This is a genomic window from Pseudoalteromonas galatheae (assembly GCF_005886105.2).
Lineage (GTDB): Bacteria > Pseudomonadota > Gammaproteobacteria > Enterobacterales > Alteromonadaceae > Pseudoalteromonas > Pseudoalteromonas galatheae.
This window is the reverse complement of sequence record NZ_PNCO02000001.1, coordinates 3,444,048-3,467,903: the sequence shown is the minus strand read 5'-3', so window position 1 is coordinate 3,467,903 and position 23,856 is coordinate 3,444,048. Positions and strand designations below refer to the sequence as shown.

At 44.1% G+C, this 23,856-nt stretch carries 24 protein-coding genes; 17 read left to right on the top strand and 7 right to left on the bottom strand.

Annotated elements, in window-relative coordinates; translation table 11 throughout:
- Positions 1-237 precede the first annotated feature (237 nt).
- The 5 genes from CWC29_RS15500 to CWC29_RS15480 all read left to right on the top strand — a co-directional run bounded on the left by CWC29_RS15500 (position 238) and on the right by CWC29_RS15480 (position 3,264).
- On the top strand, positions 238-828 hold the full coding sequence (locus tag CWC29_RS15500; RefSeq protein ID WP_138522844.1) for a hypothetical protein: 591 nt from the start codon (positions 238-240) through the stop codon (positions 826-828).
- Positions 829-963: 135 nt separating this feature from the next.
- Complete coding sequence (locus CWC29_RS15495; protein ID WP_138522842.1) at positions 964-1,440, top strand: YfbM family protein; 477 nt, start codon at positions 964-966, stop codon at positions 1,438-1,440.
- Between the two features lie 117 nt (positions 1,441-1,557).
- Entirely contained in the window at positions 1,558-1,929 is a 372-nt protein-coding gene (locus tag CWC29_RS15490) for a hypothetical protein (protein ID WP_138522840.1), read from the top strand.
- Positions 1,930-2,041: 112 nt separating this feature from the next.
- A complete protein-coding gene (locus CWC29_RS15485) occupies positions 2,042-2,446 on the top strand; it encodes a molecular chaperone DnaJ (RefSeq protein WP_138522838.1) in 405 nt (134 codons plus the stop codon).
- A 119-nt stretch (positions 2,447-2,565) separates the two neighbouring features.
- The gene (locus tag CWC29_RS15480; RefSeq protein WP_138522836.1) at positions 2,566-3,264 is read left to right on the top strand and encodes a hypothetical protein; all 699 of its coding nucleotides are present in this window, start codon (positions 2,566-2,568) and stop codon (positions 3,262-3,264) included.
- Between the two features lie 301 nt (positions 3,265-3,565).
- Here CWC29_RS15480 and speE read toward each other — a convergent pair whose 3' ends face one another.
- Positions 3,566-4,426, bottom strand: coding sequence for a polyamine aminopropyltransferase (speE, locus tag CWC29_RS15475; protein WP_138522834.1), 861 nt, complete (start codon positions 4,424-4,426; stop codon positions 3,566-3,568).
- A 220-nt stretch (positions 4,427-4,646) separates the two neighbouring features.
- Here speE and speA point away from each other — a divergent pair, with 220 nt between their 5' ends.
- The 4 genes from speA to CWC29_RS15455 all read left to right on the top strand — a co-directional run bounded on the left by speA (position 4,647) and on the right by CWC29_RS15455 (position 9,675).
- Complete coding sequence (speA, locus tag CWC29_RS15470) at positions 4,647-6,527, top strand: biosynthetic arginine decarboxylase (protein ID WP_017218363.1); 1,881 nt, start codon at positions 4,647-4,649, stop codon at positions 6,525-6,527.
- A gap of 110 nt (positions 6,528-6,637) precedes the next feature.
- On the top strand, positions 6,638-7,513 hold the full coding sequence (locus CWC29_RS15465; RefSeq protein ID WP_138522832.1) for an acyltransferase: 876 nt from the start codon (positions 6,638-6,640) through the stop codon (positions 7,511-7,513).
- 15 nt (positions 7,514-7,528) lie between these two features.
- On the top strand, positions 7,529-8,449 hold the full coding sequence (locus tag CWC29_RS15460; protein ID WP_138522830.1) for an acetyltransferase: 921 nt from the start codon (positions 7,529-7,531) through the stop codon (positions 8,447-8,449).
- Positions 8,446-9,675 carry a mechanosensitive ion channel family protein gene (locus tag CWC29_RS15455; RefSeq protein WP_128725694.1) on the top strand — a complete coding sequence of 410 codons (1,230 nt, stop codon included), beginning with the start codon at positions 8,446-8,448 and terminating at the stop codon, positions 9,673-9,675. The genes CWC29_RS15460 and CWC29_RS15455 overlap by 4 nt, the downstream gene beginning before the upstream one ends.
- Before the next feature lie 24 nt (positions 9,676-9,699).
- On the opposite strand, the gene chrA is transcribed toward CWC29_RS15455, so the two are convergent.
- Positions 9,700-10,830, bottom strand: coding sequence for a chromate efflux transporter (chrA, locus tag CWC29_RS15450; protein ID WP_138522828.1), 1,131 nt, complete (start codon positions 10,828-10,830; stop codon positions 9,700-9,702).
- Between the two features lie 102 nt (positions 10,831-10,932).
- On the opposite strand from chrA, the gene CWC29_RS15445 reads away from it, so the two are divergent.
- Both CWC29_RS15445 and CWC29_RS15440 read left to right on the top strand, forming a co-directional pair.
- Positions 10,933-11,724 (top strand): substrate-binding periplasmic protein, encoded by a 792-nt coding sequence (locus CWC29_RS15445; protein WP_235956585.1) that lies wholly within the window; start codon positions 10,933-10,935, stop codon positions 11,722-11,724.
- 82 nt (positions 11,725-11,806) lie between these two features.
- Positions 11,807-12,433, top strand: a complete 627-nt coding sequence (locus CWC29_RS15440; RefSeq protein WP_088532029.1) for an OmpA family protein — start codon at positions 11,807-11,809, stop codon at positions 12,431-12,433.
- 35 nt (positions 12,434-12,468) lie between these two features.
- On the opposite strand, the gene CWC29_RS15435 is transcribed toward CWC29_RS15440, so the two are convergent.
- Both CWC29_RS15435 and CWC29_RS15430 read right to left on the bottom strand, forming a co-directional pair.
- Complete coding sequence (locus CWC29_RS15435) at positions 12,469-12,813, bottom strand: rhodanese-like domain-containing protein (RefSeq protein WP_128725691.1); 345 nt, start codon at positions 12,811-12,813, stop codon at positions 12,469-12,471.
- 37 nt (positions 12,814-12,850) lie between these two features.
- The gene (locus CWC29_RS15430; protein WP_045987806.1) at positions 12,851-13,042 is read right to left on the bottom strand and encodes a YgaP family membrane protein; all 192 of its coding nucleotides are present in this window, start codon (positions 13,040-13,042) and stop codon (positions 12,851-12,853) included.
- Between the two features lie 95 nt (positions 13,043-13,137).
- Here CWC29_RS15430 and CWC29_RS15425 point away from each other — a divergent pair, with 95 nt between their 5' ends.
- From CWC29_RS15425 to CWC29_RS15415, 3 genes are read left to right on the top strand one after another with little or no spacing between them, the layout of a single operon-like run.
- Entirely contained in the window at positions 13,138-13,443 is a 306-nt protein-coding gene (locus tag CWC29_RS15425; protein WP_128725690.1) for an ArsR/SmtB family transcription factor, read from the top strand.
- A gap of 15 nt (positions 13,444-13,458) precedes the next feature.
- Positions 13,459-16,764 (top strand): efflux RND transporter permease subunit, encoded by a 3,306-nt coding sequence (locus CWC29_RS15420; RefSeq protein WP_138522826.1) that lies wholly within the window; start codon positions 13,459-13,461, stop codon positions 16,762-16,764.
- On the top strand, positions 16,754-17,800 hold the full coding sequence (locus CWC29_RS15415; protein WP_128725688.1) for an efflux RND transporter periplasmic adaptor subunit: 1,047 nt from the start codon (positions 16,754-16,756) through the stop codon (positions 17,798-17,800). The genes CWC29_RS15420 and CWC29_RS15415 overlap by 11 nt, the downstream gene beginning before the upstream one ends.
- Positions 17,801-17,817: 17 nt before the next feature.
- On the opposite strand, the gene CWC29_RS15410 is transcribed toward CWC29_RS15415, so the two are convergent.
- Positions 17,818-18,495: a nitroreductase family protein gene (locus CWC29_RS15410; protein ID WP_128725687.1), complete on the bottom strand. Its 678-nt coding sequence runs from the start codon at positions 18,493-18,495 to the stop codon at positions 17,818-17,820.
- A 163-nt stretch (positions 18,496-18,658) separates the two neighbouring features.
- On the opposite strand from CWC29_RS15410, the gene CWC29_RS15405 reads away from it, so the two are divergent.
- The 3 genes from CWC29_RS15405 (at position 18,659) to CWC29_RS15395 (ending at position 21,546) form a co-directional block, all read left to right on the top strand.
- Positions 18,659-19,321, top strand: a complete 663-nt coding sequence (locus tag CWC29_RS15405) for a fumarylacetoacetate hydrolase family protein (protein WP_128725686.1) — start codon at positions 18,659-18,661, stop codon at positions 19,319-19,321.
- A 147-nt stretch (positions 19,322-19,468) separates the two neighbouring features.
- Positions 19,469-20,656, top strand: a complete 1,188-nt coding sequence (purT, locus tag CWC29_RS15400; protein ID WP_128725685.1) for a formate-dependent phosphoribosylglycinamide formyltransferase — start codon at positions 19,469-19,471, stop codon at positions 20,654-20,656.
- Positions 20,653-21,546, top strand: coding sequence for an aldo/keto reductase (locus CWC29_RS15395; protein WP_128725684.1), 894 nt, complete (start codon positions 20,653-20,655; stop codon positions 21,544-21,546). Before purT ends, CWC29_RS15395 begins: the two co-directional genes overlap by 4 nt.
- Positions 21,547-21,686: 140 nt before the next feature.
- Here CWC29_RS15395 and CWC29_RS15390 read toward each other — a convergent pair whose 3' ends face one another.
- Both CWC29_RS15390 and CWC29_RS15385 read right to left on the bottom strand, forming a co-directional pair.
- Complete coding sequence (locus tag CWC29_RS15390) at positions 21,687-22,358, bottom strand: TorF family putative porin (protein ID WP_128725683.1); 672 nt, start codon at positions 22,356-22,358, stop codon at positions 21,687-21,689.
- A 269-nt stretch (positions 22,359-22,627) separates the two neighbouring features.
- Complete coding sequence (locus CWC29_RS15385) at positions 22,628-23,794, bottom strand: hypothetical protein (RefSeq protein ID WP_162847780.1); 1,167 nt, start codon at positions 23,792-23,794, stop codon at positions 22,628-22,630.
- Between the last annotated feature and the right edge of the window lie 62 nt (positions 23,795-23,856).

Here is a 23,856-nt window from a genome sequence, read left to right as displayed (position 1 = left end):
TCACACCCAACTAAACGATTGAATCAAAATAGGAACTCAGTTATCGTTTGTTGATTACAAAAACAAATTTGAAACGAGTTATTCTACAGGCTCGTTAGGCTTCTTTAAACATAAGGTTTAATCTTGACTCAGTAATGGTATGAAAAAGATGGTAATCAAAGTTCACTCATTGGTGGCATCTGTCTAATTGTAGGAACCATAGTAGGCATTCTCGGAACGGCTTACGTTAATAAAAATATGGAGCCACCTAAGCAAATTATTTATAAGGTTGGTGATACGAGCGATAATATTGGCCAGTACTGGAAGCATTTAAATTTCTCTTTTGTTAGAGAGGAATACATAAACCCTAGGGTTATTGAAGAGCTTCTAGGTTGGATTAGTGACTCCTCAGCAACAACGTCCTCAATTGACTTAGTATCAGCAAATAAAAGTAATAGGTTTTTTGTTGATATAGAGCACCGGAAAGTGGATGGAAAAGAATTAGTCGGTTACACCAGAGAAAAAGGTGAAGGTTCTTTTTTTTATCAGTACATAGGAACTTCGCCTTCCGGAGTAAATATAATTCTATGTATAGATCATGGGAGTGGTTCAGGTGTCTTCAAAACTTTGATGCTTTTATCTTTGCGAGCAGACAATGCCTTAGATGGTTACTCTCAAGGTTTTACTAAAAGAGAAAGAGTGCTCTTACATTCAATAGGTCACATTGGATTAGGTGACAGATACTCAGGAAATATCACTTATAAAAATGAAATTTTAACGGTCGGTGAAGATAAAAGCCCAATGAAGTATGGGCTTTGGACTTCCGCACAGAAATTCGAGGTTAAGTAGAACTTTAAGCCTAACAAGGGCCTAAACCAAGGGACGCAAAACAGCAGGCTTGCGCTCCTTTGTCGCCAATTTTAGCCTGCTATTTTGTGCCGTTCACGGCAAGCGTTATGTTTTCTTAATCAAGGAGTTCACAATATGTCAATGATAGCGTCATTAAAAAGCGTGAGTGAAGAACGGCTTAACGAGATATTGGCAGAGCCGTCAAAGCTAGTATCGTATTTATATGAAGACGACAGTGGCAAAGCGTGTGACGTCGATAAAGCGTGGCATGCAATTCATTTCTTACTAAATAAAAGTGTTTGGGAAGCTACTTCTCTGGGCGGTTCTGTATTTTTAGGGGGAATACCTATTTCTGATGAAGATGTTGGTTATGGCCCAGCTAGATATTTCTCGACTGAACAAACTAAAGAAATTTCGTCCGAATTATCGAAAATATCTGAAAATCAATTGTTAGAGAATTTTCTTAATCTGGTTGATGAAGCTGAAATTTACCCAGGCTTTGAAGACATAGAGGAAGATAGAAAGTATATCACCCAGAACTTTATTCATTTAAAAGAGTTTTTAGCTGAGCTTGCAAAAGCTGATAGTTGTCTAATTAGCTATATGTGCTAATTAGACAACAAGTGCCTAAACCAAAGGACACAAAACAGCAGGCTTGTGCTCCTTTGTCGCCAATTTTAGCCTGCTATTTTGTGCCGTTTACGGCAAGCGTTAGGAGCCTTTAAGAAATTGGAAACTCTTGAGCTAATTAAACAAGCAGATGAATATACTATTTCATTTGAAGACTTTGCTTGTCTTAGCGAAGAGGGAGGTTTGATTGACTTAGTCAATTTATTTTCACTTAATATTGCAAAACTTTATATGAAAAGTGAAATTGAGTTTGAGTTGGCTGATGGTGCGATGAATTATATTTTTGGTTTCATGACGGATGATATCTTTATGAATTTCAGTGGTAATTTTATTCCAAGTCCTGCCATTGATATTTATGATGCATTTGATGCAGGTGAATATCAGCATTCGGGAGATTCAGATGGTACATGCCCAATTGAAAAGTATACAAAACCACACTTAATTAAATTACTTGAAACTTACGGCTCCTAACAAGACCGTCAAACAAAGGACACAAAACAGCAGGCTTGTGCTCCTTCGTCGCCAATTTTAGCCTGCTATTTTGTGCCGTTTACGGCAAGCGTTATACACAAAGGGAGTTTCGGTGAAAAATTTAACATCTATAATTTTTATCGCGTTTTTAGTTGGTTGCGCTTCTAATACTAATAATGATGAGCTTGGATACCAAGGCAATAAAAAGTCATCCCCAAAATCACCAAATGCTTTGCAGGTATTAGAGTCTCTAAAAAGTAATCCTTCTGCTGTTTTTCGAACTCAAAATGGCTGGACAATTATCAATGTTGATAATGAACAAGAAAAATCAATTTATTCATTTACACCTGAATCTCATCCAGCTTATCCATCGATTGTAAAACGAGAAATTGTCGAAAAAGATGGCTCTATCCATATTAATATGACAGCAAAATGTGGAGCAACAAAAGATGTTTGTGACAAACTAGTTCAGCAATTTGTAGCGCTAAACGATAAAGTCAGACTGTCTATGCAATAGTGCGTATAACAATCGCATAAAAATGGACGTCTAACGGTTGGCTGGCGCTCATTCTTCGCTTATTCTAGTCAACTGTTATCCGCAATTTATGCGGGCGTTATACCCCTAAAGGAGTTTAGATGTTACGCACTATATTAGTTTCTCTAATTGTTATTTTATCGGGATGTGCAAGTACACAAAATGAAAAATTAACTTCTAAAAGAATTGGTGTGTTAACACCTGAATCGCACAATAATCAATTCTGCTACCTCTACAAAGGCGTGACAGTTTTCAATAATGAGTCAGCACGTGAGGAACTTAGCCCTAACTTTTCTAACAGTTTTAACGCATCTGTGGGTAAGGGCATCACAAAGTCGGGGAATATACCAGTATCCCTAGGCAAATTACCTGCCCATAAGATCTCAAGTTATTTTGAGCGTAAAGAGTGGGATCATTCAATTACTCTTACTAAGGATGGTCGCAAGTATATTGAGAGCTTGCTTGAATCAAACCAAGTTGATTATATTCTCTTACCTTGGTTATATGATTTAGAACGTTGTATGGTAAGCGTTGAAGTTGGTTACTCTGATTTAGAATATGCACTTGACTCTAACGTTCAACTTCATCTTCTTAATGCTCAAACTTTACAGCATATACAGTCTAGACATGTAAGCTCTGTAAATTCAATGAGACCAATCTACTTACCAAAAAATAAGGCTACTCCCACTATTACTGACAAGGCTAAACTATCTGAGAAGCTCTATGTTGAGCTTGAAGATGATGTTTTTAGGCTTCTAGATGGTGATTGCTGCTATTCAAAAAGAAATGATTTACCGTAACGGGGTATAACAAATTAATTAAACAGTGGACGCAAAACAGCAGGCTTGCGCTCATTCTTCGCTTAGTTTAGCCTGCTATTTTCCGCCGTTTATTTGCGGCGTTAGCCCATAGAAATTTTTATGCGAAACTAGTCGAATATAGCCGCCGACCTAAAACGTTTTGTCCAAAAACGAGCTAGAGCGAACATCTGTTGTTCGCTCATAACTTCAGGCCAGGTGAAGTATTAACCCAATCATCAAGGCTGTAGAGTCATATATGAGTCACTACACTTTAACAATTGAGTTTATGTTCTGATTCGGCCTACTTTTCGAAAGCACGCTTCATAAAGTTAGGTGTTGCTAATGCACCCTTATGAATACCTGTGTTGTAGTACTCAGTATCAAATGTTGCGTTATCAACGTCTTGCTCGCGGAATCCGGCAAACTTTTGATCTTTACGTGCCATTGTTGCTGACCACAGGCCGCTTGGGTAGATTGGCTGTGGGAAAGGCAGGGTTTGCAGGTCAACAAAGCCCACTTCCAACATTGCATCGCGCATTTCTAGTAGCAACGGCATGTGCATCAGTGGTGATTCACTTTGCTGGATCATGATACCACCAGTACGAAGCGCTGCTAAACAGCTCTTGTAGAATGCGTGATTGAATAAACCTTCACCTGGGCCAACAGGATCGGTGCCATCAACGATGATAACGTCGATAGACTCTGCTTCGGCTTCACGCATAAATTTGATGCCATCATCAAACATTACAGTTGCGCGAGGATCGTTATTAGACTCACAAAGCTCAGGGAAGTATTTCAAAGACATTTGCGTCACAACTTCGTCGATATCAATCTGAGTTACTTTTTCAACGCCAGGATGCTTTAATACTTCACGCAATGTGCCACAGTCGCCGCCGCCAATGATCACAACATTTTTAGGTGCAGGGTGCGAAAATAGCGCCGGGTGACTCATCATTTCGTGATAGAAAAAGTTTTCACGCGTGCTCACCATAGTGCAACCGTCAATGATCATCAGGTTACCAAAATCCGTTGTTTCAAACATTTCTACTTTTTGAAATGGTGATTGGATTTCGTCTAATTTTTTGTTGACTCTAAGTGAAAAAGCGCTGCCATCGCGGTCGCTAATTTCTGTAAACCAACGGTTTGCTTCTAAGTTTGCCATGATTGTGTTCACACTTGATAAAAATTGAGGCAATTTTGCCAGTGCTTGCGTCTTTGCTCAATCAATTTTAGTCAACATTTTGTACTTTGCCTCATATTAGCCCTAATCAAGCATGGGCTATTTATAAGGTTTGTAAGCTAATGAAAACGCAACTTTAGGTCGCATTGACTTGCCTCGCGTATTAGAATGAAGCTTTATAAAGAATTAATTGAGAGCAGCAATGACTTGGGGTCTGCAAACAGCACGTTCTATCTATAACGTTACCCACTGGAGTGACGGCTATTTTGATATCAATGAACAGGGCCAGTTAGTGGCGTTTCCTGATGGTGATCGCACTAAGCCACCAATTCTTCTTCCAGAGTTAACTGAGCAATTTAAAGCGCAGGGGCTAACTTTGCCAGTTTTGGTACGTTTTACCGATATTTTAAAACATCGTGTCGATACCTTGACTCAAGCCTTTACTGCTGCACGAACTCAACGTGATTACCAAGGCCAGTACACCTGTGTTTATCCAATAAAAGTGAATCAGCAGCGCTCGGTTGTCAGTAAGTTATTGGCTCACCCAAGCGGTCTTGTTGGTCTTGAAGCCGGTTCTAAGCCTGAGCTGATGGCAATTTTGGGTGTGGCACATCAACCTATTACCATTGTCTGTAACGGCTACAAAGACAGTGAGTTCTTGCGCTTAGCTTGCATCGGTCAAGCGATGGGTCACCAAGTAAATATAGTCGTTGAAAAGCTCTCTGAACTGGATACTTTATTACAAGAAATCGACGATTTAGGCATTGAACCGTCGATTGGTATTCGTATTCGTCTTAATTCTGTTGGTAAAGGCAAGTGGCAGAATACCGGTGGTGAAAAAGGTAAGTTTGGTCTTACTGCCAGTCAAGTTCTGCAAGCGGTTGAGTTACTTAAGTCGCATAATCGTTTGCACTTAATGCAGTTGGTACACTTCCATATCGGCTCGCAAGTTGCCAATATTCGCGATATTCAACGTGCGCTTAAAGAGTGTGCGCGCCACTATGCTGAGCTATATCAACTAGGAGTTCCGCTGCGTATCGTTGATGTTGGCGGTGGCCTCGGAGTGGATTATGAAGGCTCAGGTTCTCGTAGTTCATGTTCAATGAATTATACGGTGGCGGAATACGCGAAAAATGTGGTGCATGCTTTTCATGATATTGCGGAGCTCAATAACATTCCGCATCCGGATATTATTACTGAATCTGGCCGAGCATTAACTGCCCATCACGCGATGCTGATCACGGATGTGATCGACGTAGAAAAAGCACCAAATCAAGTCGAACCGGTGCAACCACAAGATACCAGTCCACTGGTATTACAAGAGTTATGGCATTCGTTGTCACAACTGACTCCTCGCATGGCCTTAGAAACCTACCACGACGCTATGCACTTGTTCAGCGACGCACACGACCAATACGTACATGGTTTGATTAGCATGCAAGAGTGGGCGCAACTTGAACAGCTTTACTTCACGACACTTCATAAAGTGCGTGAGTGCTTAAATGAGAATGCGAGAGCACACCGAGAAGTACTAGACGACCTCAATGAAAAGCTAGCTGATAAACTGTTTGTAAACTTCTCGTTGTTCCAATCACTGCCGGATATTTGGGGTATTGACCAGCTATTTCCGGTGATGCCTATCGACAAGCTCAATCAGCCGTTGACGCAAAGAGCGATTATTCAGGACATTACTTGTGATTCGGACGGTCAAATCAACAGTTATGTAGAGGGCGCAGGTATTGAGTCAAGTCTACCCATTCCTGAGTATGTGCCGGGAGAGCAATATCACGTTGCAATGTTCTTGGTAGGGGCCTATCAAGAAATATTGGGTGATCTCCATAACTTATTTGGTGACACAGACTCAGTACACGTTGAGCTTTGTGATGAGGGTTATAAACTCACCAATGCAATCAAGGGCGACAGTGTTGAAGATGTACTGCGCTTTGTTCATTATGACAAAGCGGTGCTATCTGAGAATTATGCACAACAGGTTGCGGCCTTGTCGTTGCCGGAGTCAATTAAAGCTCAGTATTTACAAGAGTTAAACGCTGGACTTGAAGGTTATACTTACTTCGAAGATTGATTTTTAGATAGTGAAATGGAATAAATTATAGCCGACCAACTGGTCGGCTTAATTGTGTGTGATTTTCAAGGTATGATACAGCTCTGCCGTAAAACACGATGAGGGAATGAATGTCGTTTATTCGTAAAGTGATCAGCATCTTGCTGTACGCCGTTAACACTATATTTTGGTTTATACCGATCTTTATTTGTGGCTTGATTAAGCTACTGCCCATCCCACCATTGCAAAAAGCCATGAGCTATATTGCTAAGGCGTGCGCAAGTAAATGGGTCGCGTGTAATTCAGTGAGCCAAAACCTCATTGCGCCGTATATGCTTAATGTTAGCGGATTGGATGAGCTAAAACGTAAAGACTGGTACTTGGTTATCGCCAATCACCAAAGTTGGGTGGATATTTTAGTGTTGCAGCGAGTGCTTCATGGCAAAATCCCGTTTTTGAATTTCTTTTTGAAAAAAGAGCTGCTTTACGTACCTGTGCTAGGTCTTGCTTGGTGGGCGCTCGACTTTCCTTTTATGACGCGAACCAGCAAGTCGCAATTAAAGAAAAACCCTAAATTGCGTGGTAAAGACATAGAAACGACGCGAAAAGCATGCGAAAAGTTTAAAACAATGCCAGTGAGTATTGTAAACTTCGTTGAGGGTACGCGTTACACCGAATCCAAGCATAGTAAGCAAAAAAGCCCATTTACGCATCTGCTTAAACCAAAAGCGGGAGGCATCGCATTTGTGATGCAAGCCATGGGTGAGCAAATCAGCAAAGTGGTGAATGTCACCATCCATTATCCCGATGGTGTACCAACTTTCGCAGACTTTATCGCTGGTAAAGTGAAGTCAGTAGATGTTCAGGTGGAAGTAATGCCGGTCAGTGCAAACTTGGTCGGCGACTACATGAATGATCCCGAATTTAGAGTGCGTTTCCAATCCGAATTAAACGCCTTGTGGCAAGCCAAAGACGCACAACTTGTGGAGCTTGCCGATAAAAAGTAGTAGAAGGATGTGGTGATGTTAAAACAAATACTACCTAAGTGGTTTCTCGGGCTATCGGCCAGTGTGTGGCTGCTGGTGAATACCTTTGTATGTGGTTTATTGGTGCTATTGTTTGGCATCATAAAATTGCTTGTGCCAGTTAAGTTTATCTCTACAGCACTGCACTTCTTTTACGGTATGTGGTGTAAAGGCAACTATCTAGGTTTGCGCATCGCGTGCGACAAAATACAAGTGAGCTTGCCAAAAGAATTACACGCTCAAGGGTGGTATTTGTTAATTTCCAATCATCTTAGCTGGCTTGATATCGTTGTGCTTAGTGCCATGGAGGTACTACCTGCACCTAAATTTTTCTTAAAAGATGAATTAAAATACGTGCCTTTCATTGGCACCGGTGCATGGGCAATGGGCATGCCATTTATGAAACGTGCGAGTAAAGCGCAGATCGCCAAAAACCCTAAGCTTAAAGGGATGGATGTAGAACGTACCAAAGCCAGTTGTCGCAACTTTCGAGATCACCCCACAACGGTAATTAATTTTGTGGAAGGTACTCGTCATACTAAAGCTAAACATGCGCATCAAAATAGCCCGTTCAAGTACCTGCTCAAACCAAAGGCGGGTGGTGTAGCGTTCGCTCTAGAAGTGCTATCAGAGCAACTTGACGGCATGCTCAATGCGACTTTGGCTTATGAGTTAGAGGGTGAGCATATTTGCCGTGCATTTACGCTTGGACGCTTGGATGCAATTGATGTAAAAATAGACTACATTGCGATGGAAAAAGTGCCTCTTGGTAACTATCAAGCTGATAAAGCTTATCGTGTAGAGTTTCAGTCTTTTATGAATGAAGTCTGGCAACGCAAAGATTGCCAACTCGAAGCGCATCGATTGAATTCGACTGAGCCAAGTGATGCGCTCAATGAGGAGCTAAAACAGCTATGAAGTTTGATCACCTTCATGATGTCGTTCAACCGTGGTTAAAAGAGTTACCGCAAGGCACTGTGATCAGTGCGTTATTCACCAACGGTGTCGCGGTTGTTGGGCTATTGTTTTTATATTGGGTGATCCGCCGTTTAGTGCTACCCAATGTAGAAAACCTCGCGCGCCATATTTCACCGCGTAAAATTGGTCACCTTGCCCCTCAGTTAAGTAAATTTAGCGGTCGCTTTGCCTTTGTATTGTGTTTACTGGTCTTTTCCGCCTACCATGAGCGCCTCTTCGTCGCACCTGCTTGGGTATTTGTAGTGATGGAGACACTGGTGTATGTCATGTTGGTGGTGGCGTCAGGGTTTTTATTTAGCAGTTTAGTCAATTTAGGTAATGGCGTTTATAACCTCTTTCCGTTCGCCAAAGAAGTGCCGATCCAAGGGATTATTCAAGTAATTAAGCTACTGATATTTATAGTTTGCTCTATATTGGTGGTGAGTATCTTGGTGGATAAATCACCAACTTATATTCTTTCCGGTTTTGGTGCTATCGCGGCAGTCATTATTTTGGTATTTAAAGATACAATTTTGGGATTGGTTGCGAGTATTCAAATAGCAGCCAATCGACTGGTAACCACTGGCGACTGGATCCAAGTTGACGCATTTGGTGCCGACGGCGAGGTGATTGATCTTGGTTTAAATACCGTTAGGGTACGTAACTGGGATAACACCGTCACCACCATACCAACCTATATGTTGATCTCTGATTCATTTAAAAACTGGCGTGCCATGCAAGAGTCAGCAGGACGTCGCATCAAACGCGCCATCCATATTGATTTTACTAGCATTGAGCCGTTGGCTGAGCAAAAGCGAGCGTCACTCACCGAGCAATATCCACTACTGGAAAAGCTTGACGATGTACCGAGCGATATCACCAATTTAGGCTTATTTAGACGCTATGCAGAGGCCTACTTGAAGCAGCATGATGCCATCAATCAAGATTGTTTATGCATGGTAAGGGAACTTGCGCCCACGCAACATGGCTTGCCTCTAGAGTTTTACTGTTTTAGTCGCGATAAACGCTGGGTGTTTTACGAGCACTTACAAGCCGATATTTTGGACTATATGCTAAGTGTAATGCCTGCATTTGGGCTACGTCCATACCAAAGCGTGAGTGATTACTTTGGCGCACACCGCGTGAAAGTGCGCGCCGGTAGCAAACCTGATGCAACTTCAGAATAATCATCAAGGCCACTCAAGTGTGGCCTACACACTTCCAGCGATAACCCCAAACACCATAAAGGCAATAAGCAACTGCCATATTGCGGGCTTTAGCCATTTTAGTGCTATAAAGCCTAATATCACCGCGGTGATATCGAGCAAACTATGCACCGCAGAAAGCCAAATTGGTTGATAAAACGCAGCGGCTAGAATCCCCACAACACCGGCATTTAAGGTCGCGCTAATGCTTGCAAACCTTGGCAACGAAATAAGTGATTGCCACTGCTGGTTAAACGCCCACATTAACAGTAGGCCCGGCAAGAAAATAGCGAGCGTTGCAATCGCCGCGCCCAAAATGGGATGCGTATTGTCGACAACGGCGCCTAAAAAGCTTGCGATGGTAAACATCGGACCAGGAATGGCTTGCGCGGCAGCATAAGCTGTTAAGAAGGTTTCTTGCGCGACTCCCTCAACACTGGTTTGTAGTAGCGGAAGCACGACGTGACCGCCACCAAAAACCAAAGCACCTGCTTGATAAAACTCGGCAAATAGTTGATTTGGTAGCGCGGCAAAGGTTAACGCAAAGAGGCCAATAAATAGCGCAAATACAAACCAGTTGATTTGGCTTTTTGATTGACTCGGTTTACTTGGCGCATTGCTGAATGAGTAAAAGTAACCAGCAACGACAAGCACCATAAGCACACCCAATTGTGCGCTCAAGTTAGGTAGCATCAACAGTGTGAATGTGGCGAAAAATGCGACGAATTTGAGTGCCGTGGTTTTACAAAAGCTTTTCGCCATGCTCAGTACCGCATCGGCAACGATAACTACAGCAAACAACTTCAACCCATCAATGACATTCAACGCAGTGCCTGAGAGCTGCTCAGCCGTTAATGCCAGCATGATCATGAGCAAAAATGACGGCAGTGTAAATCCTAAGAAGGCGGCGATCCCTCCTAAAATACCTGCTTTTTCTAAACCAATCGCGAATCCAACTTGGCTAGAGCCAGGTCCTGGTAGTATTTGTGACAGACTGATCATACTGGCGTAGCGCTCGTTACTCAGCCATTTTAAGTTATCGACAAAGTGTTTTTTAAAGAACCCAAGGTGGGCCGCGGGTCCCCCAAAGCTCGTACATCCTAATAACAAAAACTGATAAAATATTTTCAGAAACATAGTGTACCTTGTGATATTGTTAACCCCATATCTTTACAATTTTATATGACATATTTATGACTTTTGGTGCTGGTGCACCACAGTTGGATAAGTATTATGCGAATGACTTGTTTATCGCCGTGTTTACTTTTTTTGTTTGCATGTTTCTCTAGTTTTGCTCAGCAAATAAATGTTGCGGTAGATCACGCGCCACCATATAGCATTATTGAAGACAATGGTGAAGTGCAAGGCTTAATCTTAGATATATTAGCAACGGTACAGGCTCAGGCTGGTGTTAATTATCAAATAAACGCCGTTCCCTGTCCTTTTTCACGCTGCATACGGATGCTAGCGCAAGGCGAGGTAGACGTCATGGGTGGCTTGATCCGTACACCTCAACGAGAAAAATTAATCGATTTTGTGGAGCCTGCCTATATGGCTCTGACGTCGTCTTTTGTATTCTATGCTAAGCAAGACAGCGATATTCAGGTGGAACAATATACGGATCTTTATACCAAGCGAATTGCAGTGATGCGCGGGGGCGTTTTTTATCCTCGTTTTGATGAAGATCGCCAACTTAATAAGGTCCCTGTTTTTAGTGAGCAAGTGGCGTTTGACCTATTGCTTAAAGGACGCGTGGATCTAGTTATCGCAGTGGAAGACACCGCAGAGATAGCGATGGAAGTGCTTGGTCAGCCTATTGAAAAGTTAAAAAAGGTCTCCTACCATCACGCCCAGCCAATTTATGGTCATATGGCGATGAGTAAAGACTTCAGCGGTACTCAGCTTGCAGAAAAAGTTCGCTTAACTATGAGAGAATTAGCTGAAAAAAAACAACTTGATGCTGTGGTTGCAAAATATAAACTTCCACCAGTCTCAGATCACATAAGTGACTTAGTGCCTGTTCATCCTTAAAAAACCAGTAAGGCTTCAGCCAGAGTTAATTGTTTATTGCAACAATATAGACAATCAAGTTGAAACGAACTCAGGTGGGAAGATGATTGCAAGAAATATGTTAATTGGTGCAGCTGTTGTGGTTGCTTTGTCTGGATGTGAAATGAATAACACAGGTAAAGGTGCGGCGATTGGTGCTGCAACCGGTGCGGTGTTAGGTAAAGCGACAGGTAACCACAAAGATAAACGTCTTGCTATTGGTGCTGCGGTTGGTGCAATTGCAGGTGCCGCAATTGGTAACTATATGGACAAGCAGGAAGCCGCTTTTAATCAAGAGCTCGCAGGAACGGGTGTTGAGGTTGTACGCGAAGGCGATCAAATGCGCTTAGTGTTACCATCAAACATCACCTTCGCAACAGGTAAGTCAGCCATCAGTCCTAGTTTTTACAATACACTTCAAGGCATCGCACGCGTGATGCAGCAATACGATAAAACCTTTTTAACGATTGTTGGGCATACGGACTCTACTGGTTCAGCAAGCTTCAATCAGACTTTATCTGAACAACGTGCCAATAGCGTAAAGCAATACCTGTTATCGCAGCAGGTACTTCCTGCGCGTTTATACGCAGAGGGTATGGGTGAGTCTCAGCCAATCGCGAGCAACGATACTGAGCAAGGTAAGGCACAAAACCGCCGAGTAGAAATAAAAATTATTCCAAACCGCGCATAAGAAAAGTGCAAGGAGTGCTGCACAGCACTCCTTTTTTATAAGGTGTCACACACCACTTCGGCTTTGCAGGTAATTACGCTGACATTGGTGTAACCGATACGTGTTAGTTGCTCTGCGGCAAAAATAGCACGGCTACCGGCAGCACAGTGTAAATAAATTGGCCTGTCTGCGTCTTTTTCCAGCTCAGGAAGCTTAAATTCTAGCAATCCTCTTGGGATATTTACCGCGCCGTTGGCTGCCTTTTGACTATGTTCAGCCGGCTCTCTCACGTCGATAACCAGACCATTGTTTTGTGCAATCTCCGATTTTGCTTGTACCGCGTCAATGCAGCGTTGATTAGGCTTTACTGTCTTTAATACATCTTGGGCAGATATCAGCATATATAGCTCCTTATTGGGTTATCGGTTTTATTATGACTCACCTTTCCTGAATGCCAAGTTTCTTCAATATAACGATCATAGGGCACCAGTTAGTAAAAGCAGACTGCACTAAATTGACACAAATAAACACACTAAACCAAACCCAATGTGGGTTGACAAAATGTGTGAGCAGTAAAGAAATGGCAAACATAACACCAGCGATTAATCTAAGTAGAGGATGTAAGGTCATAATGAGTGTCACCTTTAATATTAGATATTTCTAATATTAGACATTGCTAATGTTTGTGTCTATACTTTAAGTACATTTATTTTTTGGGAGTCAACATGGAACTGCAGCAAATGGCGCAAAATGCCGAACAGGCAGAAGCCTTGTTAAAGCTTATGGCGAATAAAAATCGCTTGATGATTTTGTGTGCATTGCAAAAGCAAGAGCTCAGTGTTAGCCAGCTTAATGAAATGGTGCCATTAGCGCAGTCTGCCCTATCACAACATTTAGCCAGCATGAGAAAGGCACAAATCGTAGCGACTAGGCGTGAGGGGGCGACGATTTATTATCAGGTTAAAGATAGCCGAGTCGCTGTACTACTCGAGAGTTTATATCAGCTGTTCTGCGCCTCAAGTGCAGAGTAACTAGGAACGACTGAGATGCAAAAGTTAGATGGTGTCATTCGGTATGCTCTACAAGGCAGCTTGCCAACGATTATCTTCTTGTGCGCTGTGGTACTTGGATTATTTGCATTGCAAATGACACCACGAGAGGAAGAACCACAAATAGTGGTGCCTATGCTGGATATTCATGTGTCGGTACCAAATACTGCCTCACCAGAAGTGGCACGATTGGTCACCACTCCACTTGAAAAGTTACTGCTGCAAATTCCAGGCGTTGAGCACGTCTATTCTACGACCCAAACCGGCGGCACGGTTGTTACTTTAAGATTTCATGTGGGTGAAGACAGAGAGAAAGCCATTCTCAACACCTACACTAAGCTGTATGCCAATCAGCATACTATGCCGGGAATTGTCACTCAGTGGCAGATCCGTCCAATAGAAGTCGATGACGTTCCAATTTTGATGCTTGGACTGACAAGTTCCAAGCCGCAACTATATGATGACTACGCGCTAACGCGCTTTGCACAAGAGCTAGCTATCCAGTTACAGAGCATCGCAGACACCAGCGAGGTTTCAGTTATTACCGGGCGCACGAGAGTACTTAGGGTTGAGTTGAACTTAGCTGCGCTTGCTGCACATCAAACAACACCAATGGATGTTTTAGGTGCTATCCAAAGTAGTAATCTAGTGACACGAGTCGGGCAAGTGACGGCAGGCAGTAACACGATTGCCTTTGAGTCTGGTGATGTCCTTCGTAATAAGTCGGCACTTGAAGGTCTCACGGTGAACGTAATCAATGGCCGTGCCATTGTTTTAAAAGAAGTTGCTCAGGTTATTGATGGTCCTAGTGAACCCGATAGCTATCAGTGGTTAGCAAGCAGCGACAGTCAGGCTGATGCACCATTAGTGACGATTGGCGTGGCGAAGCAAAAGGGAAGTAATGCGGTAACGGTTGCAGAGCAAAGTTTAGCGCTTGTAACCCAGCTACAACAGGAGATCCTTCCCGCTGAGGTATCGGTAAAAGTACTAAGAAACTATGGTGAGACGGCCAATGACAAAGTCAATAATCTTACCTCTAGCTTGGCCTTTGCGGTATTTACCGTTGTGATATTTGTCGGTGTATTTTTAGGTTGGCGGCCTGCCATCGTTGTTGGTCTTGCAGTGCCAATTTGCTATGGCATTACACTTGGGTTGGACTTTGCGTTTGGTTACACCATTAATCGGGTCACCTTGTTTGCGCTTATTTTGTCGCTGGGATTGTTGGTCGATGACCCAATCACTGGGATTGATAATATTAGCCGCTTTATTCATCGCGGCGCGGCAGCTGACACAGATCACAACATTGTCGCTGCTATGGTCGAGATCAAATCTGCGCTTTTGATGTCAACGTTAACTATCATCATGGCGTTTATTCCATTGGCGTTTATTACTGGCATGATGGGCCCATATATGGCACCTATGGCATTTAACGTCCCCATTAGTGTCATTGCCTCGACGTTAGTGGCTTTTTTAGTGACGCCTTGGCTGTCTAAAAAGTTACTCAAAGCGGATGCAAAAACAAGTGAAGTCGCGCCTCAAGACTCGTACTACAGCAAAATCATGCTGCCAATTTTACAAAACCCACGTAAAGCCAAGTGGTTATTATGGGGTGTGTTAGGGTTATTTGTTGCGAGTGTGAGCCTTCCTATTTTTAGAGCCGTACCACTGAAATTGCTGCCGTTTGACAATAAAAGTGAAATCCAAGTATTGATAGATATGCCCGAGGGAACCAGCCTTGAGCAAACGGCCGCAATGACGAGGCAAGTACAGCAAATCGTTTGGTCAGAAGCTGAAGTGACCGACATCGCCGCTTTTGTCGGTAAGCCTTCCAGTATGGATTTTAATGGTATGGTGCGAGGCTATTATCGTCGTAGTGGTACGCATCTTGCCGAACTTAGAGTTTTACTGGTGGATAAGCGTGAACGCGAACATCAATCTCACGCCATCGTCATGCGACTGCGTGAAAAGCTTCAGCCTTTTAACCAAACTTTGACGCAAGTAAAAGTGGTGGAAGTGCCGCCGGGACCTCCGGTATTAAGTACACTCGTTGCTGAGGTTTATGCAGATCCGTTTGTTGCTCGTGAAACGCAAGAGCAAGCAGCCCAAAGGTTAGCGCATCGTTTAAGGCAGGAGCCACATGTGGTTGAGGTTGACACCTCAATGGCTTCGCCAACATGGTTAAAGCGGTTTGTGGTTGATAAACAAAAGGCCGCGTTATCAGGTGTGGCCACAGAGGATATTAATCAATCTTTAGTGGTTGCAAGCAGCGGCATGTCAGCAGGCTTTTTATATACTCAAGGTGAGGTCGCAACGGTGCCCATCGAGTTGGGTGTGAGTTACGCGCAGCGTAATCAATGGCAAAACGTATTGGCGATGCAAGTTCGTGGTCGTCAGGAGTTGGCTAAAACCACTCAAGAATATGGCTTAGAGCAGGCTGCGAGGCCCCTTGTGGCGATTGGTGAACTGGGCGAATTAACATCCATCCCTACGGCTCCCGTGATCCTTCGAAAAGACCTACAAGAAGTGATTTATGTGTTTGCGGAGCTAAATGGCCGCACCCCAGCTGAGGTGATTGCCGATGTGGTTGCGGATGAAAACCAACAGATAACACCAAGCAATTGGGCATCTCGCACCTTTTTACACAGTGGCGGAGGAGTCACTTGGTCAATGTTAGAAGGAACTCATTATACCTTTAAAGGTGAAGGTGAGTGGCGTATTACCATTGATGTGTTTAGAGATATGGGGATCGCATTTGCATTTGCATTGGTGGCGATATTTATCATCCTGCGGATACAAACGGCATCTAGTAGCTTATCACTTATCATTATGTCGGCAATTCCCCTCACCATGATAGGGATTATGCCGGGCTTTTGGTTACTCAATCAATTTGGTGAGCGTGTGGTTGCAGGTGCGCCAGAGCCTGTGTTATTTACAGCGACCGCGATGATAGGGATGATAGCGCTGGCCGGAATCGTGGTGAGAAATTCCCTGATTTTGGTGGAGTTTATTAATCAGTCTCGCGCGGCTGGTATGGCACTTATCGACGCATTGATTGCGGCGGGAAGTGTAAGAATGCGACCGGTATTACTTACTGCAGGCACGACGTTATTAGGCAACTTGGTGATTATCTTAGATCCTGTTTTTAGTGGCCTCGCCCTTGCTATTATCTTCGGGATCATTGCTTCAACGTTATTTTCATTGTTGGTCGTGCCTATCGTTTACTACTTAGTATTCAAATCATCATCGACACCTAATCAATCTCTTAATGCCTTATCAGTTCAGGAGTCTTCTCATGTCTCGTAATAAAATCGCTATTCCTGTTCTTGCTATTTTTTGCCTATTATTGATGGTCGTATGGCTTGCTGGTGGATTCCAAAATAAGCTAGCTCCGGGCAATAAGTCCGAACTTCCCGCCTATCAAGGAGCACGTTATACCGTGCAAAAGTCGTTGATTGCGATGATTGAACAAGTGCCTGCGAGTGTGGTCGCAAAAGAAAATACGTTAGTGTCCAGTCGATTATTGGCGGAGCTTAAAACGCTTAACGTCAGAGCCGGTGATAAAGTCACTGCGGGACAGCTGATAGCAACACTCGATGATGCCGAGCTTAAAGCAGAGCTGCAAAGAGTGGCGGCGCAGCAAGCGGCGAATTCAGCCAAACTAGAGCAAGCGACTAAGCAATTAGTACGCAATAAATCTCTTAATGAAAAAGGGCTTATCGCGATTAACCAAGTGGATGAGTGGCAAGCCACAGTGAACGAGTTACAAGCGCAAGATAAGGCATTACAAGAAGCGTATCGTAGCGCTGAAGTCGCGCTGGGTTACACGCAAATCACAGCCCCTATTTCGGGTAAAGTGGTAGCGCGCTTACAAGAGCCGGGCAGTATGGTTAGCCCCGGTGGTGCCATTATTTCGCTATTCAATCCGTTACAATTGCAGATTGAAGCGCCAATTCGCGAGAGCCAAGTTAAGCATATTCAGTTAGGAAGCGAGATTAAGGTGCGCATACCTGCGCTAGACATAAGCCAAACCGCGCGTGTGTCGGAAATGGTGCCAATTGCCGACAGCCAAGCGCGCAGCTTTATTATTAAATTGGATATGCCTTTGCTGCAAAATGTGGTGCCTGGCATGTACGCGCTGGTTGAGCTTGTGCTTGGCGAGCAGGCGATTATCCAAATTCCAACGAATATGATCAGCAAGTATGGTCAATTGGCGATGGTTGAAGTAATAGAAAGTGGCCAGCTTCACAAACGCTACCTCAGGTTGGGCGAAGAGACTGGTAATAAAACGATTGTTATCAGTGGCCTAAACGAAGGCGATCAGCTAGCTGTACAGCAATAGTTAGCTGATCCGAACTTTTAAATAAACGAAGCGATTTCGGCGAGTGACTTTTTCACTGTTGCGTGCTCTGGAATACTTGCATCATCACTTGGATAACCCGCAATCAGTAACATATAAGGGCGTTCGTTATCTTTATCTCTACCGCACAACTCGGTTAAAAAGCTCATAGGTTTAGGTGTATGGGTCAGTGTGGCAAGTCCTGCATTATGCAGAGCTTGGATAAGAAACCCTGTAGCTATCCCAACCGATTCATGGACATAGTAGTTGGTATTCTTGTCTTCTGCGTGGATCCCCCCTTTTTTCTGACTAAAAATAGCGATAAGCCAAGGTGCATGTTCTAAGTAGGGTTTTTGTGCATCTGTGCCCAAAGGTTTTAACGCGTCCAACCACTCATCTCCCGCACGGCCTTGGTAAAACGAGCGCTCGAGGTCTTCGGCTGCAGCTCGGATCTGTTTTTTCTTTTCTGCGCTGCCAATCGCCACGAAATGCCATGGCTGATGGTTCGCACCACTAGGGGCAGTGCCTGCTGCTTTGATACAAGTTTCGATGATTTTTTGCGGCACTGGGCGGTCGCTAAAAGCACGAATGCTATGGCGTCTCTTACTGTTTTCCAAGAATGCTTCCGCACGACTTAGCATTTCTTCATGAGGATATTCAATGAAATCCGTCAGTGGGTGGTTGGCGTGATCTTGCATGTTAGAATTCCTTACCTGTTGTTCATTATCGTTGTAATAGTTAGTCTTTCAGTGTTTAGTTTTATTTGCAATTGACAATATCATGTTACCGCTGCAGCTATGGGTAATTTTCTTTACAGCTGATATTATAAGTTGTTCAGATTATGGAGTTTCAGAGGAAATAATGTATATGCATCAGTGGCAAAGCGAGCAATGTATCGATCTACCAATGGGAAAAGTGGTTTGTATTGGTAGGAACTATGTAGAACACGCCAAAGAATTAGATAATCCCATTCCGAGTAGCCCGCTGTTGTTTATCAAACCTGCGACTAGCTTGGTACCATTTGGCAACGAAGTGACATTAAATGCTGCGCTTGGTGAGCATCATTATGAGGCCGAACTTGCGCTATTGATCGGCACGAAAATTGATGCAGATACCTCAGAACCATTAATGCATATTGCAGGTGTTGGATTGGCACTCGACCTTACGCTACGAGATTTACAAAGTGAGCTAAAAGCCCAAGGACACCCTTGGGAGCGGGCCAAAGCCTATGATAATAGCTGCCCAATAACGCCTTTTGTTCCATGCGATGAAAACACTTTTGCTAAGAGTATTGAATATCGTTTTTGGCAAAATGGTGAGCTGAAACAGCATGGCGATTCTAGCCTAATGATTTTTCCAATAACTGAGCTGCTAAAAGAAGTTTCTCGTTACTTTACGCTTCAGCCCGGAGATATTGTGCTGACAGGCACACCTAAAGGAGTTGGCAGTCTGGCTCAAGGTGATAAATTGAAATTACAATTGGATCAGCATCCTGCTTGGTATAGTGAGGTTATCTTAAAATAAGTAGCTGCAGGCACTGGTTTGTTGATAGAGCTGAGTGGTAAAAGCTTGTAAAGGGATTTGGGCTTTTAGTTGAATTGCCGTCTTCTCAGCTTTTGCATATGACAAAAAGTCGCTACCATGGGGCATCAAACCAACCAAGGAATCATCATGAAAATCAAACCTCTGGGCACGCCGTTTTCGGCCACTGCTTGCAAAGTATTACTCTGCGGTGGTGGCGAGTTAGGGAAGGAAGTCGTTATCGAATTTAAGCGCTTAGGTGCTGAAGTAATTGTCTTAGATCGCTACGACAATGCGCCAGCGATGCAAGTGGCAGATCGCAGCTATACCTTGTCTATGTTGGATGGTGAAAAACTCAAAGCGATTATTGAACAAGAACAACCTGATTATATCGTGCCGGAAATCGAAGCCATTGCGACGGATAAGCTGGTGGAATTAGAGGCTGAAGGTTACACAGTGGTGCCAACCGCCAAAGCGACTCAACTGACTATGAACCGTGAAGGGATCCGCCGTCTTGCCGCTGAAACGCTAGGGCTTGCCACTTCACCCTATCAATTCGTTGACACCTTGGCAGACTTTAATGCTGCTGTTGCGCGTATCGGCATGCCGTGTGTGGTTAAGCCTATTATGAGCTCGTCAGGTAAAGGGCAAAGTTTGATTAAAAGTGCCGCGGATATCGAAGCGGCTTGGCACTATGCTCAAGAAGGTGGGCGTGCAGGTCAGGGCAGAGTGATTGTGGAAGGTTTTGTTGATTTTGACTACGAAATTACGCTGCTAACCGTACGCCATATCGATGGCACGAGTTTTTGTGAGCCAATTGGACATGTGCAACAAGACGGTGATTACCAGCAAAGTTGGCAGCCGCAGCAGATGTCTGAGTTGGCACTAGAGCGCAGTAAAGCCATGGCTGAAAAAGTCACGGAAGCACTTGGTGGTCGGGGTCTGTTTGGCGTTGAACTTTTTATTAAGGGTGATGAAGTGTACTTCAGCGAAGTGTCACCAAGGCCGCATGATACCGGCATGGTTACGCTTATCTCGCAAGACTTAAGTGAGTTTGCACTGCATGCACGCGCGATTTTAGGCTTGCCTATCCCCACCATTCACTTCTATGGACCATCGGCATCTAGCGTGATCCTTGTCGAAGGTCAGTCAACACAATTACAGTTCAACAATCTTGCACAAGCGCTTGCAGAGCCACTAACGGATATTCGTTTGTTTGGTAAACCAGAGGTGAGTGGCAAGCGCAGAATGGGTGTGGCGTTAGCACGCTCAGACTCGGCTGAAAGTGCTGTCGAGAAAGCCATGCAAGTGGTTGCAAAAGTAGGAAGTACGTTATGAACTCAAACACCCGCGTGCTTGACCCATTAGTATTGGGGTTTTGGCGGCTTTTAGACTGGCAAATTACGCCGCAAGAAAATTTACGCTTTTTAAAGCAAGCGATTGAGCTTGGAATACGCGATACTGATCATGCTGATATTTACGGTGAGTATCAGTGTGAGGCGGAGTTTGGTAAAGCCTTAGCGCTTGAGCCTAGTATTCGAGAGCACATTCGGATCATCACTAAATGTGGCATTAAGCCTGCATTTCCGAGCTTGGGATTAGCGGGAAAGGCGAACCACTATGATTCGAGTAAGACGCATATCATTGCCCAAGCGCAGCAGTCACTAAAGCATTTCGGCACAGATAGGCTAGATGTGCTGTTGATCCATCGCCCAGATTATCTGATGGATGCTGATGAAGTTGCCGATGCGTTTAATACCCTTAAACAAAACGGTGATGTGCTGCATTTTGGGGTCTCGAACTTTACACCCAGCCAGCTTGCCTTATTGCAATCGAGGCTCGATTTCGCTTTAGTGACCAACCAAATTGAGTTTTCACCTTATGAGATGAAAGCGCTTGACGATGGCACGCTTGATCAGTGCCAACAACTAGGCATGAACCCTATGCTATGGTCGCCGCTGGCGGGTGGCAGAATATTCTCTAGCGAAGACGAAAAAGCCAAACGCCTGCGAGCGGTGCTACAGCAAGTGGGTGAAGAGATTGGTAGCACTGAAATTGATCAAGTGGTATACGCATGGCTTGCCATGCATCCATCAAAACCCGCCACTGTGCTTGGAACGGGAAATATCACCCGAGTTGCCAGCGCGTTTACTTCACAGTCACTTAGCATGAGTCGCGAGCAGTGGTATCGCATTTGGACGGCGTCTACTGGGCATAGCGTACCATAAAGCAGTATGTGTTTGGATTGGAGCCAATTTACGCACAGTCTTACAGATTTAGCCACAAAAAAGGGCCTTTCGGCCCTACGTGTTGCAGCAAGTAAAAAATAAGGTGATGCGGCTGTCACAGGACCGCTCACCTTTGGTCATCACAGATTAAAATCTAATCCATAACTTACGTATGCTTTTATATCGTCGCTACTGTCTAGGTCGGTTTTTACTAATCCAAAGGTAAAGCCTTGCGTAGATAAGCTCATGCCGTAATCCATATAAGCGTCGTCTTCTCCTGTCCACTCAAGCACTGTGTCTCCGCTGGAGCGACCAATATGTAGAGTTAATTCACTGTCTTTAAAAATGGGGAAGCTGGCCGACACTTCGGCATATAGCATGTCTTCTTCTGTGCTTGAGTCGCTTTGTGCTGTGGCTAGGTGGCTGAGTTTAAAAGTAAAGTATTGCCAGCCAAGCGCGGCGTAAATCTCGCCAAAATCAATATCTCCACTGGCATCGGGATAGGCGTAGTGGATATAACCGAAATCAAAACTCATGCCCTTGATTTCGCCAGCGTAACCCGCATACAGATCCATTTCGTAACTGGCTGAGTCGCCAAAGTCGATGTTAGAGACCCAAGTGCCCGCATAAAACCCCGACTCATTGCTATAATCCAAGCCGCCAGACACTGCTGCGCCATCATCAGTCTGGGTGATACCACGCCAGTAATAATTTGAGCTTGCCGCAATATTCGCTGTCACTTCCGCCTGAACAGAGACACAAAAGCACGCAGTCAGGCCGCTGAGCAGCATAAGTAAAGGTTTGTTTTTCATTCTGTTTTCCCCATTGAACGCAGAGTTATTATTCAGTTGTTGTCATTGCATTTTTTGCAAAGAGTAAGTGCAAGGGGGAGGCCAATGTCAGGAAATGGCGGAGAATTTATTTTATGTTATTAAAAATATTGGAATTTAATTTCTGTGTTTCGAAAGTAGGGCAGAGTGATTTGCATAAATGTTGCACATGGCTGGTGCAAAGTACCATAGCTTGCACAGTATTAATGCAAGCTATGGATTGCGCTAGCCGTTATTGAAGTTTAGGTTAGTTATCCAAAGATGGTGCGCATTAGGCTGATGGTTTCATCAACACTGCGGCCTTTTTCTACTTCAGCGACTATAGAGTCACGTTTGGCGCGAATATGCTCTGGAATAGACTCATCCGCAAGGGCTCGGTCGACTAACACTTCTGCAGATTCTTTACCGCGGCGTACGGTCTTTTTGCCACCACTGGTGCCGGTGCGCTTAGGCTTATGCAGTAGCTTAAAGTAATTGGAGTTAGTGGCGGTGTCTTTATCCGCGTAATAAAAAAGGCATGGTAGCAGCGCTTTAATTTCAGCAAGTTGTGTTTCAAATTCATCAACAGGTGCAGCCATCGTATACCATGGCATTGCTTTAATGGTGCTGACGACATCGGTCCAGTAACGCTCAAAATCGCGATTGTTTAGCTTAGCAACACCAAGCGCTTGGCATAAAGCGTCAAGCTTGCTCGAGGTTATTGGTGTGAACACATCTGGGCGACGCATTGCTAATAGGCGAGTGGCTGGTGCAAGCGTTGGCTTTTCCTCGCTGCCAGAAAAGGCACTTAAATACCCCACCATAAATGACTGGTAATGTTCGAGCGTTACGTCACCTTCTGCCGGGATTGCGGCTAGCGCTTCATCAAAAGCACCCGGAAGGTCGTCTAATAACTGGTGAAAGCCTTTTGCACTTTTGGTGGAGGCAAACCACTCCACGTCAAACTGATACACGCTGGTATCTAAATTTGCAGCATGCTTACCGCTAAAGGCGAGACGATCTTCTTTGATCATGTCTTTAAGTGGAGTGCTGCGCATTGGTTTAAGGTATTCAATCAGTTTTAATTGCTCATCTAGTGCAATCACTTCTTTGTGACTGGTAATAAATGCAGTCACCATAGGCCAAGGCGCAATGCGCAACGTCTTGAGTTGTAAATAGCTAATCGCTGCGATGAGCAGATCTTGTAGCTTTTTCACTGTGGGTAATTGATGGTCATCCAGTAAATCAAAATTGATACGATTTTTCGCCACATCAAGCAGTTCATAACACCAACCAAGAAAATCTTCAGGGTGATTTTCCACCTTAACCGCCATCAGATTAAGGCTGATCTCCGTGGCCTGTTTGAGGATATTTTGATAAATCTGACTTTCTTGTTCGCCCAAGGCCATGTTTGACGGTGATATGAGCAGTTTCTTCATGCGGGTTAGATACTCCAAGTTTGATTAATAAACCAACCAGTAAAATATAGCTAATGACGCTA